At 73.4% G+C, this 11986-nt stretch carries 12 protein-coding genes; 6 read left to right on the forward strand and 6 right to left on the reverse strand.

The genetic code is table 11. The features are described 5' to 3' along the window. The first annotated feature begins 14 nt into the window (after positions 1–14). The 5 genes from AC07C1_RS20245 to AC07C1_RS20265 all read left to right on the forward strand — a co-directional run bounded on the left by AC07C1_RS20245 (position 15) and on the right by AC07C1_RS20265 (position 4646). Positions 15–863, forward strand: coding sequence for a transporter substrate-binding domain-containing protein (locus tag AC07C1_RS20245; protein ID WP_478940741.1), 849 nt, complete (start codon positions 15–17; stop codon positions 861–863). Next, positions 860–1693, forward strand: a complete 834-nt coding sequence (locus tag AC07C1_RS20250; protein WP_478940742.1) for an amino acid ABC transporter permease — start codon at positions 860–862, stop codon at positions 1691–1693. Before AC07C1_RS20245 ends, AC07C1_RS20250 begins: the two co-directional genes overlap by 4 nt. After that, positions 1690–2484, forward strand: coding sequence for an amino acid ABC transporter ATP-binding protein (locus AC07C1_RS20255; protein WP_478940744.1), 795 nt, complete (start codon positions 1690–1692; stop codon positions 2482–2484). Before AC07C1_RS20250 ends, AC07C1_RS20255 begins: the two co-directional genes overlap by 4 nt. 18 nt (positions 2485–2502) lie before the next feature. Next, the gene (locus AC07C1_RS20260; RefSeq protein ID WP_478940746.1) at positions 2503–3594 is read left to right on the forward strand and encodes an amidohydrolase family protein; all 1092 of its coding nucleotides are present in this window, start codon (positions 2503–2505) and stop codon (positions 3592–3594) included. A 143-nt stretch (positions 3595–3737) separates the two neighbouring features. Then, positions 3738–4646 carry an SCO1860 family LAETG-anchored protein gene (locus AC07C1_RS20265; protein WP_478940748.1) on the forward strand — a complete coding sequence of 303 codons (909 nt, stop codon included), beginning with the start codon at positions 3738–3740 and terminating at the stop codon, positions 4644–4646. Positions 4647–4792: 146 nt separating this feature from the next. Here the strand turns inward: AC07C1_RS20265 and cobC are convergent, their stop codons facing one another. The 6 genes from cobC to cobM are packed head-to-tail and all read right to left on the reverse strand — an operon-like array spanning position 4793 to position 11131. Continuing rightward, positions 4793–5857 carry an Rv2231c family pyridoxal phosphate-dependent protein CobC gene (cobC, locus tag AC07C1_RS20270; RefSeq protein ID WP_478940750.1) on the reverse strand — a complete coding sequence of 355 codons (1065 nt, stop codon included), beginning with the start codon at positions 5855–5857 and terminating at the stop codon, positions 4793–4795. After that, positions 5847–6779: a sirohydrochlorin chelatase gene (locus AC07C1_RS20275; protein WP_478940751.1), complete on the reverse strand. Its 933-nt coding sequence runs from the start codon at positions 6777–6779 to the stop codon at positions 5847–5849. The genes cobC and AC07C1_RS20275 overlap by 11 nt, the downstream gene beginning before the upstream one ends. After that, positions 6776–7363: a precorrin-8X methylmutase gene (locus tag AC07C1_RS20280; protein ID WP_478940752.1), complete on the reverse strand. Its 588-nt coding sequence runs from the start codon at positions 7361–7363 to the stop codon at positions 6776–6778. The genes AC07C1_RS20275 and AC07C1_RS20280 overlap by 4 nt, the downstream gene beginning before the upstream one ends. After that, positions 7360–9087, reverse strand: a complete 1728-nt coding sequence (gene cobJ, locus AC07C1_RS20285) for a precorrin-3B C(17)-methyltransferase (RefSeq protein WP_478940754.1) — start codon at positions 9085–9087, stop codon at positions 7360–7362. Before cobJ ends, AC07C1_RS20280 begins: the two co-directional genes overlap by 4 nt. Further along, entirely contained in the window at positions 9084–10316 is a 1233-nt protein-coding gene (cbiE, locus tag AC07C1_RS20290) for a precorrin-6y C5,15-methyltransferase (decarboxylating) subunit CbiE (protein WP_478940755.1), read from the reverse strand. Before cbiE ends, cobJ begins: the two co-directional genes overlap by 4 nt. Continuing rightward, on the reverse strand, positions 10313–11131 hold the full coding sequence (gene cobM, locus AC07C1_RS20295) for a precorrin-4 C(11)-methyltransferase (protein WP_478940757.1): 819 nt from the start codon (positions 11129–11131) through the stop codon (positions 10313–10315). The genes cbiE and cobM overlap by 4 nt, the downstream gene beginning before the upstream one ends. A gap of 117 nt (positions 11132–11248) precedes the next feature. Here cobM and AC07C1_RS20300 point away from each other — a divergent pair, with 117 nt between their 5' ends. Continuing rightward, complete coding sequence (locus tag AC07C1_RS20300) at positions 11249–11977, forward strand: ZIP family metal transporter (protein ID WP_478940759.1); 729 nt, start codon at positions 11249–11251, stop codon at positions 11975–11977. The last annotated feature ends 9 nt before the right edge of the window (positions 11978–11986 follow it).

Below are 11986 nucleotides of genomic sequence, written 5' to 3' on the forward strand. Positions count from 1 at the left end.
CAGGAGATCTCCCCATGAAAACGCTCGTCGGGCGCCGGACCCGCCTCCTGGCCGCCACCACCGCGACCGCCGCACTCGTGCTCGTCGCGGCCGGCTGCTCCTCCAGCGACTCGGGGAGCGGCAAGACCACCGTCAAGGGCGTCCACCTCGCCAAGGCCGGTCAGCTGACCACCTGCACCCACCTGCCGTACCCGCCGTTCCAGTCGGAGATCGACGGCAAGGTGCAGGGCTTCGACGTCTCCCTCGTCGACCTCGTCGCCAAGAACCTGGGCGTCAAGCAGCAGATCCTCGACACGCCGTTCGAGAACTTCAAGACCGGCGCCTTCCTGAACTCCGGCCAGTGCGACCTGGCCGCCGCCGGCATGACCATCACCGCCGAGCGCAAGAAGAACGTCGACTTCTCCGACCCCTACTTCGAGGCCACCCAGGCCGTCCTCGTCGACAAGAGCAGTGGCGTCGGCTCGCTCGCCGACGTCAAGGCCAAGGGCAAGAAGCTCGGCGCCCAGGCACAGACCACCGGTGAGGACTACGTCAGGGGCAAGGGCTACGACCCGATCTCCTTCGAGTCCTCCGACGCGGTCCTCAACGGCCTGCGCACCGGCCAGGTCCAGGCCGTCGTCATCGACTACCCGGTCGTCCAGGGCTGGCTGAAGGACAAGGCCAACGCGGACAAGTTCAAGGTCGTCGACAACCTCAAGACCGGTGAGCAGTACGGCTTCACCGTGAAGAAGGGCAACAAGGCGCTGCTCGACGCCGTCAACAAGGCCCTGAAGGACGCCAAGGCCGACGGCACCTACAAGAAGATCTACGAGCAGTGGATCGGCCCGTACAACGCCACAGTCGCCTCTCCCTCGGCCTCATGACCGATACGGACGTACCACTCCAGCCGAAGAAGAAGGGACTCACCCGGCGCCAGAAGCGCACCGTGTCCCGGGCCGTGCAGTACGCCGTCTTCGTCGCCGCCGTGATCGCCTTCGCGGTCACGGCGGACTGGGGCCGGCTGCAGAACCAGTTCGCCCAGGCGGACATCGCCAAGCAGATGTTCCCCGAGGTCATCACGCTGGCGCTGAAGAACACCGTGCTCTACACGCTGTCCGGCTTCGTCGTCGGCCTCGTGCTCGGCATGGTCATCGCGCTGATGCGGCTGTCCTCCGTGGGCCCGTACCGCTGGCTGGCCGGCGTCTACATCGAGATCTTCCGCGGCCTGCCCGCCCTGCTGATCTTCATCTTCGTCGGTGTCGCCGTGCCCCTCGCCTTCCCGGGCACGGAGATTCCCGGGGGTACGTACGGCAAGGTCGCCATCGCGCTCGGCCTGGTCTCGGCCGCCTACATGGCGGAGACCATCCGCGCCGGCATCCAGGCCGTGCCCAAGGGGCAGACGGAGGCCGCCCGTTCGCTCGGCTTCTCGCCCGCGAAGGCCATGATCTCCATCGTCATCCCGCAGGCCTTCCGGATCATCCTGCCGCCGCTCACCAACGAACTGGTCCTGCTCTTCAAGGACTCCTCGCTGGTGCTGTTCCTCGGCGTCACCCTGGAGGAGCGGGAACTGTCCAAGTTCGGCCGCGATCTGGCCAGCACGACCGCCAACTCCACACCGATCCTGGTCGCGGGCCTGTGCTACCTGCTGGTCACCATCCCGCTGAGCTTCGTCGTCCGCCGCATGGAATCCAAGGCCCAGGAGGCGATCCGGTGAGCCGCCCGGAGATCGAAGTACGCGGGCTGCACAAGTCCTTCGGCGACAACGAGGTGCTGCGCGGCATCGACCTGGCGATCGGCCAGGGCGAGGTCGTCTGTGTCATCGGGCCCTCCGGCTCCGGCAAGTCGACCCTGCTGCGCTGCGTGAACCTGCTGGAGGAGCCCACCAGGGGCCAGGTCTTCGTCGGCGGCACCGAGGTCACCGACCCGGACGTCGACATCGACGCCGTACGCCGCCGTATCGGCATGGTGTTCCAGCAGTTCAACCTCTTCCCGCACCTGAACGTCACCGAGAACCTGACGCTGCCGCAGCGCCGGGTCCTGGGCCGGGACAAGGCGACCGCGGCGCGGACCGCCGCCGAGAACCTCGCCCGCGTCGGCCTCTCGGAGAAGGCGGACGCCTACCCGTCCTCCCTCTCCGGCGGCCAGCAGCAGCGCGTGGCCATCGCCCGCGCGCTCGCCATGGGCCCCGCGGTGATGCTCTTCGACGAGCCGACCTCCGCACTCGACCCCGAGCTGGTCGGGGACGTCCTCGCGGTGATGCGCAGGCTCGCGGAGGAGGGCATGACGATGATGGTCGTCACACACGAGATGACCTTCGCCCGCGAGGTGGCCGACCGGGTCGTCTTCATGGACGGCGGCGTGATCGTCGAGGACGGCAGCCCCGACCGGGTGATCGGCGACCCGCAGCACGAGCGCACCCGGCACTTCCTGTCCCGCCTGCTCGACCCGGCGATGGCCGAGGTCGAGGAGGAGACCTCCGACCAGGTGGGGAAGGGCGAGCCGTAGGTCGTTAAGGTGCGGTGCATGAGCGATGGCACGGTGCTGCACGTGAAGGGCCGGGTCCTGGCGGGACCCGACGACGTCCGTGACGAGCTGTGGGTGGTCGGGGGGCGGATCTCCTACGACCGCCCCGCCGGCGCCCGCGACCTCACCACAGTCGAGGGCTGGGCGCTGCCCGGCCTGGTCGACGCCCACTGTCACGTCGGCCTCGGCGCGCACGGTCCGGTCGACGCGGACACCGCCGAGAAGCAGGCCCTCACCGACCGGGAGAACGGCACCCTGCTGATCCGTGACGCGGGCTCGCCCTCCGACACCCGCTGGATCGACGACCGCGAGGACCTGCCGAAGATCATCCGGGCCGGCCGGCACATCGCCCGCACCCGCCGCTACATCCGCAACTACGCCTGGGAGATCGAGCCGGACGATCTCGTCGCGTATGTCGCCCAGGAGGCCCGGCGCGGCGACGGCTGGGTCAAGCTGGTCGGCGACTGGATCGACCGCGACCTCGGCGACCTGGCCCCCTGCTGGCCCCGCGAGGCGGTCGAGGCCGGCATAGCGGAGGCCCACCGGCTCGGCGCCCGCGTCACCGCGCACTGCTTCGCCGAGAGCTCCCTGCGCGACCTGGTCGAGGCGGGCATCGACTGCGTCGAGCACGCGACGGGCCTCACCGAGGACCTGATCCCGCTGTTCGCCGAGCGGGGTGTCGCGATCGTCCCGACCCTCGTCAACATCGCCACCTTCCCGGACCTCGCGGCCGGCGGCGACTCCAGGTACCCGCGCTGGTCCGCCCACATGCGCCGCCTGCACGAACGCCGCTACGACACCGTGCGCGGCGCCTACGACGCGGGCATCCCCGTCTACGTCGGGACGGACGCCGGCGGCTCGCTGGCCCACGGCCTGGTCGCGGCGGAGGTGGCGGAACTGGTCACCGCCGGCATCCCGCCGGTTCAGGCCGTGTCGGCGACGAGCTGGGGCGCCCGCGCCTGGCTGGGCCGGCCGGGCCTGGAGGAGGGCGCGCCGGCCGACCTGGTGGTCTACGAGGGCGATCCCCGGGCGGACGTACGGGTGCTGGCGGCGCCGCGCCGCGTGGTGCTGAACGGGCTCGTGGTCGAGTGAGGGGAACGTCCGTGCCCAGCGATTCGAAGGGGCGTGCGCGATATCCACGTTCGAGTGAAGTAACCGTGGATCGCTGACCGTTCACCCACAGTGCGTACAAGGTTGACGGGTCCCAAGCAGGTTTCTTCTGGGGGTCCCCCGCCTTGAACAGCAACAACTTCCGCATGCCCACACGCCGTCTCGCCGCGATCGCGACGGTCACCGCCCTCACCGCGGCGCCCGTGGTCCTGGGCGCGGGCGCCGCGCACGCGACCGGTGACCACGGTCGCGCCTCCGCCGTCGTGCTGCGCACCGGGCTCGACGTGTCCCTGCTCAACAAGACCGTGGACGTCCCGCTCGCGGTCTCCCTCAACGAGGTCCAGGCACCTCGGAGCGCCGACAGGACCTCGCTGTCCGCCCGGCTCGACGGCGTGGCCGACGGCAAGCCGTTCACCGTGCTCGGCGCCGATGTCGCCCAGTCCCGGGCCACGGTCACCGCCCGGCGCGCCGAAGGCTCGGTCCGGCTGGTCCACGCCAAGCTGCACGTTCCCGGCCTGCCCCTGCTGTCCCTGATCGAGGCCGACACGGTCACGGCCAAGGCGACCTGCGAGGTCGGCAAGGCACCGGTCGCCTCCGCGAACGTCCTCGGCGCCGTCACCGTCCTCGGCAAGCGCGTCACGCTGACCGCCGGCGGCCCGGCCGAGGTGCGGGTGCCCGGCGTCGGCGAGGTCCGCCTCGACGTCGCCCAGCGGCGGACCACAACCCGCACGGCCGCCGCGACCGCCCTCGAACTCAAGGTCTCCGTCAATCCGCTGAAGCTCAACGTGGCCGACGTCGAGGGCACCGTCACCCTGGCCGAGGCCACCTGCGAGTCACCGATGGCCCCGCCCACCGGGAAGCCCGTGCCGAGTCACGACCCGGCCGCCGACGTCCGTCCCCAGGGCGCCCCGGCCCAGGCCGACCTCGCCGAGACCGGCGGCAGCTCGGCGACCCCGTACATCGCGGGCGGCGCGCTGGCGCTGCTGCTGGCCGGCGGGGGAGCGGTGACGGTGGCCAGGCGCCGCAAGGGCTGACGCCGGGGCCACGCAGGGCTGACTGCCACCGTCCACCGGGGAGGGGCCCGTCCCACCCCTCCCCGAACGGCGCCGCCGAAGTAGGCCGACGCGGACGACGTCATGGGTGAAGTGCCGGTCAGGGTGGTTCAGGGGCGCAGCCCCGGTTACCGCAGCGCAGCCGACAGCGCCCGCAGAAAACCGCTCACCGTGGTCCGGTCCCGCACAGCCACCCGCACCCACTCCTCACCGAGCCCCGGGAACGTGTCCCCGCGGCGCACCGCGTAGCCGAGGTCGCGCAGCCGTCGTCGTACAGCGGCAGCGCCCTCCATGCGGACCAGCACGAACGGCCCCTGTGCGGGCTCCACCACCCGGACGCCACGATCGGCGAGCGCGGACAACCCCGCGACCAGATGGGCCCGGTCCCCGGCGACGCGATGCGCCGCGTGCCCCGCCTCCGCCAGCGCCCGCGGCGCCACACACGCCTCCGCCGCGGCCAGCGCGGGCGTCGACACCGGCCACAGCGGCTGGGCCCGCTCCAGCGAGGCGATGATCCCGGGGCCGGCCAGCACGTATCCGATGCGCAGCCCCGCCAGCCCCCATGTCTTGGTCAGGCTGCGCAGCACCACGAGCCCGGGCACGTCGGTCCGCCCGGCCAGCGCCTCCCGCTCACCCGGCACCGCGTCCATGAACGCCTCGTCGACCACCAACGTCCGCCCCGGACGCGCCAGTTCGGTGATCACGCCGGCCGGATGCAGCACCGACGTCGGGTTCGTCGGATTCCCGATCACCACCAGGTCCGCGTCGTCCGGCACGGCCGCCGGATCCAGCCGGAAGCCGTCCTCCTCCCGCAGCAGCACCCGGTCCACCATGTGCCCGGCGTCCCGCAGCGCGGCCTCCGGCTCGGTGAACTGCGGGTGCACCACCACCGGCCGACGGACCTTCAGGGCGCGGGCCAGGAGTACGAACGCCTCCGCCGCCCCCGCCGTCAGCAGCACCCGCTCCACCGGCAGCCCGTGCCGCGCCGCCACCGCCGCCCGCGCCGCCCGCCCGTCCGGGTAGGCCGCGAGGGACGACAGCGAGGCGGCGATCTTCTCGCGCAGCCACGGCGGAGGCGTGTCGGCCCGGACGTTGACGGCGAGGTCGACCAGCGCGGCCCCGTCGTCCCGCACCTCGGCGTCCCCGTGATGACGAAGGTCGTGCCCGGTGCCCCCGGCGTCCTCAGTGCGCATGGCTGTGCGAGTGCCCCCCGTGATGGTGGTGCCCGTGCCCGTGGTGGTGGCCGTCGTCGTCCGGATGGAAGTGCGGCTGCTGCGGCAGCCCCACCTTGTCCTCGAAGCCCGGCAGCGCGATCCGGTACACGCAGGAGTCGCAGTTCATGCGCAGATCGCCCTTGACGGCCTCCTCGTACCGCTCCAGCACCAGGTCCAGCAGCTCCGGCTCGGGCCCGATGACGTCGGCCGACCGTACGTCGATCTCCGGGTGCGCGGCCGCCCAGCCCTCGGTCTGCTGCCGCACCCGGTCCGGCAGGATGCCGGTGAACAGGAAGTAGGGAAGGACGACGATCCGCCGCGCTCCCAGCTTCGCGCACCGGTCCAGGCCGCTCGGCACGTCCGGCGCCGCCAGCGACACGAACGCCGTCTCCACACCGGCGTACCCACGGCCCTCCCACAACAGCCGCGCCGCCTTGTGCACCTCGGCGTTGGCGTCGGGGTCCGTCGAACCCCGGCCCACCAGCAGGACGGTGACGTCCGCCCGGTCCCCGGGGCCGCGCTCCGCGCCGCCGAGCGCCTCGTCCAGCCGCCGCTCCAGGACGCTCAGCAGCGCCGGATGCGGGCCGAGCGGGCGGCCGTAGGCGTACGAGATGCCCGGGTGCCGTTCCTTCTCGCGGGCCAGCGCCGCCGGGATGTCGCCCTTGGCGTGCCCGGCGGACACCAGCATCAGCGGCACGGCCGCGAACCGGCGCACGCCCTTCTCGACCAGCTCGGCGACGGCCTCGCCCAGCGGGGGCGGGGACAGCTCGATGAAACCGCCCGCGACGGGCAGGTCGGGCCGGCGGCGCCCCAGCTCCCGGACGAAGTCGCGGAACGCCTCGGCTCCGGCGTCGTCGCGGGTGCCGTGTCCGGCGATGAGCAGGGCGGGCGGGGTGGTCACGAGGTCTCCTCAGGCGAAGTGGGGTGGTACAGCAGGGCGTTGAGCGCGGCGGCGGCGACCGCCGAGCCGCCCTTCTCGGACACGTTGCTCACGGCGGGCAGCCCGCTGTCCCGCAACGCGGCCTTGGACTCGGCCGCGCCGACGAAGCCGACGGGCAGGCCGATGACGAGTGCGGGGGAGGCGTCCAGGGTCAGCAGCTCCTCCAGGGCGGTCGGCGCACAGCCGATCACCCACAGGGCGCCCGGCCCGACCTGCTCGTAGGCGAGCCGGATCGCATGGGCCGAACGGGTCAGTCCGGGGCCGGAACGCGCGTCCTTCAGCCGGCACACGGTCTCCCGCCGCGTGATCCCGGCCGCGACCATCTCCACGTCCACGACGACGGGCGCCCCGGCGTGCAGCGCCGTGTGCGCCTTCGCCAGCTCGCCCTCGTCCATGACGAGATCGGTGGCGTACTCCAGGTCGGCGGCGGAGTGGATGACCCGCTCCACCACCGCCCGGGTGAGCGGCGGGAAGTGCGACGTGGCCAGGCGGGCGCGCAGCCGCCGGAAGGACTCCTGCTCGATGGGGTGGACCACACGGTTCACTGGGCGCCCTCCTGCCCTGAGGCGGAGCCGCTCATCGACGCGGACTCCTGCCAGCGGTAGCCGCGCGGGGTCACCATGCGCCCCGCGATGGTGCGGGTCGCGGTGTTGCCCACGGTCACGACCGTCATCATGTCGACCGTCGCCGGGTCGAGTTCGGCCAGCGTCGTCACCCGGCTCGACTCGTCCGGCCGCGAGGCGTTGCGGACGACACCGACCGGTGTGGCCGGCCGCCGGTGTTCGGCGAGGATGCCCAGCGCCTTCGGCAGCTGCCAGTCACGGCCCCGGGAACGGGGGTTGTAGAAGGTGACGACGATGTCCGCCTCGGCCGCCGCCCGCACCCGGCGCTCGATGACCTCCCACGGTGTGTGCAGGTCGGACAGGCTGATGGACACATGGTCGTGGCCCAGCGGCGCGCCCAGGACCGCCCCGGCGGCCAGTGCGGCCGTCACCCCGGGCACCCCGACCACGTCGATGTCGTCGGAGGCCTCGGCGAGCGCCGGGGAGGCCATGGCGTACACGCCCGCGTCCCCGCTGCCGATCAGCGCCACCGCGTGCCCGCGCCGCGCCTCCGCGACGGCCGTACGGGCCCGCTCCTCCTCCGCGCCGAGCCCCGACTCCAGCACCCGGGTGCCCGGCCGCAGCAGATCGCGGATCTGGTCCACGTACTGGTCGAGCCCGACCAGCACCGAGGCCCGCCGCAGTTCGGCCGCCGCGCGCGGGGTGAGCAGGTCCCGGGCGCCGGGCCCGAGCCCGACCACAGCGAGCCGCCCGCGCCCGGGGCGTCGTACGACCGCGCAGGTCGCCATCGCGGGCCGCCCGTCGGCGCGCCCCGACTTCCGCTTCGGGACCAGCAGTTCACCGCCGCACGCCAGCGCGGCGGCCTCCGCCACCGACGGCGTGCCGACGGCCGCGAGCGGCGCGTCCGACGGGTTGGGCACCTCGACCACCGCCAACTCCTCGGCGGAGTAGGTCACCAGGGGCACCCCGAGCCGTTCGGCGGCCGCGACGATGCCCGGCTCCGCCGACTTGGCGTCCACCGTGGCGAGTTCGGCCACGGACCTCACCGAGAGGCCCGCCTGTGCCAGCGTCTCCTCGACCAGCCCGAGGACCTCGTCCACCGGCGCCCCCTTGGACGCACCGACCCCGACCACCAGGGACGGCGGACGCAGCAGCACCTCACGCTCGCCCGGTACGACGTCCCGGTCGGTGAGCCGGATCGTGTACGGCCCCCGCGCCGAGGTCGGCAGCGGTGGCAGCGGCCACGGCACCTCCGCCTCCAGCGCGACCGGTTCACCGTCCAGCAGGGCGCGGGAGACCAGGGCCACCGAGCCCTCACAGGGCAGTCCGAGCGTGTCCAGGCCCGCCAGTCCGACGGAGTCCGTCGCGGTGGTCACCACCGGCTCGGCCCCCAGCACCTCACCCACCGCGCGGGCGAGTTCGTTGGCGCCGCCGCCGTGCCCGCCGACCAGCGAGACCGCGAACCGGCCGCCCTCGTCCACGCACACCACACCCGGGTCGGCCGTCTTGTCGCCGAGCAGCGGTGCGAGCAGCCGCACCACCGCCCCCGTCGCCAGGAAGCACACCACCTGCTCGCACTGCGCGAACGCGGCCCGTACGGCCTCCCCGACGGGACCCTCGTACACCCGGGTACGGTCCGGCCACGCCGCGGCCAGCCGGTCCCGCGCCGCCGCGCCCGCCGCGGTGGCGGAAATGAGGCCGATCACTGGGCAACTCCTTCACTAGGCACCGGGGTTCTGACACCCCAGAGCAGAAACACGGGATTGGTGGCCGCGAGCCGGGTCACGTCCCCGGGCAGCGGCGCCAGTCGCGACGACTGCAGCAGCACCCCGTCGCAGCCGAACCCGGCGGCCGTGAGCGCCTCGCGCGCCGCCGGTACCCGGTCCAGCGCGGCCATGGCGACGACCACGGTCCGCCGCGCCCGCCGCGCGCACGCGGTGACGATGGCGGGCAGTTCCCGCCCCCCGCCGCCGATGAACACCGCGTCGGGATCCTCCAGATCCTCCAGGGCGGAGGGCGCCGGGCCGTGCACCACGCGCATGTCCACGCCGTGCGCCCGGGCGTTGGCGCGGACGCGGTCCACCCCGTCCGGGCTCTTCTCGACGGCGACGACGGCCGCGCCGAGCCGCGCGCACTCCACCGCCACCGAGCCCGAGCCGGCGCCCACGTCCCACACCAGATCACCCGGTCGCGGCCCCAGCCGGGCCAGGGCCAGCGCCCGCACCTCGAACTTGGTGATCATCGAGTCCCGGTGGGTGAACTCGGCCTCGTCCAGCGCCCATCGGTCCGGGCGGGACGGAACCCCGGCGACCGTACGCACCGCACCCAGCGCCCGTGCCTCGTCCAGGCACAGCACCACGCTCACCGCCGTGCCCCAGTCCCGGGCCGCCGCCTCGGCCGGCGTCACCCGCTCCACGCGCTCCCGTTCCGGATCGCCGAGCGCGCTCGCCACGACGAGGACACGCTCACCGGTCAGCGCGGCACCCAGCTCGGCGGGCCCGGCCCCCGGCCCGGTCAGGACGGCCACCTTGGGGTGCGCCCGGCAGACGTTCACCGCCGTCCGCGGATCCCGGCCGTGCGCGCTGACCACGACCGCGTCGTCCCAGGGCAGCCCGATCCGCGCGAACGCCGTGGCCACCGAGGACACCCCCGGTCGCACGTCCAGCAGCCCGGCGCCGAACCGCTCGGCCAGCGCCCGCACGATCCCGAAGAACCCGGGATCGCCGGAGGCCAGCACGACCACCGGCAGCTCCTTGCCGACGTACTCCGCGATCGTGTCCAGGGCGGGCGCCAGCGGGCCGAGCACCACCCGCCCGGCGCCCTCCGGCGGCCGTACGGCGTCCAGATGACGACGTCCGCCGACCACCAGCGCGGCCCCGGCGAGCACGTCGTCCGGAACGGGCGCCCCCGTCCCCGTGCCGACGACCGTGATCAACTGTTCGCCCCTCGCTCGCGCAGCGCCCGCCGGGCCTCCGGGTCGGCCTTGCGGTACCCGTGGAAGTGCCCCGGGTGGTACAGGTGCGAGCGGGTGCCGTGCGCGTCCAGCGCCGGGCCGACCAGGAAGAGCGTGTGCTTCCAGAGCTTGTGCTCCTTCACCGTCTCCTCCAGCGTGCCGATCGTGCACTTCACGACCAGCTCCTCCGGCCAGGTCGCCTGGTAGGCGACGACCACGGGGGTGTCCGTCGGATAGCCGCCCTCCAGCAGCTCCCGCACCAGCTGCCCGCTGCGCGCCGCCGACAGGAAGACCGCCATGGTCGTACCGTGCCGGGCGAACTCGCGGACCTCCTCGCCGGGCGGCATCGGCGTCTTGCCGCCGCCCAGCCGGGTCAGCACGACGGACTGCGCGACCTCGGGGATCGTCAGCTCGCGCCGGGCGAGCGCGGCCACCGCCGAGAACGCCGACACACCGGGCACGACCTCGGTCGCGATGCCGATGTCCGCGCACCGGTCCAGCTGCTCCTGGGTGCCGCCCCACAGCGCCGGATCGCCGGAGTGGATGCGGGCGACCTTCAGGTTCTCGGCCTGGGCACGCCGGTAGACGGCGACGACGTCCTCGAGGGACATGGCCGCCGAGTCCAGGATCTCCGCGTCCTCGCGCGCGTGCTCGAGGACCTCCGCCTGGACCAGGCTGGCCGCCCAGATCACCACATCCGCCTCCGCGATCGCGCGCGCGGCACGGAACGTCAGCAGGTCGGCGGCGCCGGGGCCGGCACCGACGAACGTCACCTTGCCGGTGGGGGCATCGGCCATGGGAAGGGTCCTCTCGTACGGGAACGCAACTCGTTGGTGGGCGAAATGTCAGGGTGTGCAGAGGTATGGGCGGCGCCGGATGTGCACGAAGGTGCCTCCATCGGATAGCAAGTGCCTATGGCGGTCTTCGTCGCGCTCGGCGCGTTCCTGATGACGCTGGCCGGCGGCTGGACGGCACAGCGCGTGACCGACCGCAGGCATCTCGTCCTCGGCCTGGCCGGCGGACTGATGCTGGGCGTGGTCGGCCTCGACCTGCTGCCGGAGGCGCTCCGGGCGGCAGGCCGCGAGGTCTTCGGGGTACCCGCCGCCCTGCTGCTGTTCGTGACCGGGTTCCTGGTGGCCCATCTGGTGGAGCGCACCCTGGCCGCGCGCCAGGCGGCCCACGGCGGTGACGAGCACGATCACCGGGCGCCCGAGGTGGGCCTGACGGCGGCCGCCGCGATGGTGGGCCACAGCGCCATGGACGGCGTGGCGATCGGCGCGGCCTTCCAGGTGGGCGGCGGCATGGGCGCGGCCGTCGCGTTCGCCGTGATCGCGCACGACTTCGCCGACGGCTTCAACACCTTCACCCTCACGACCCTGTACGGCAACGCGCGCCGCCGGGCGATCGGGATGCTGGTCGCCGACGCGTGCGCGCCCGTGCTGGGCGCGCTGTCGACCGCCTTCTTCCACATCCCGGAGCCGGTGCTCGGCGGCTATCTCGGCCTCTTCGGCGGTGTACTGCTCTACCTCGCCGCCGCCGAGATCCTCCCCGAGGCCCACCACGAACACCCCGCCCGCTCCACTCTGCTGTGCACGGTCGCGGGCGTGGCGTTCATCTGGCTGGTGGTCGGCATCGCCGGCTGAGGGCAGACC

Source organism: Streptomyces sp. NPDC045022, assembly GCF_056432605.1.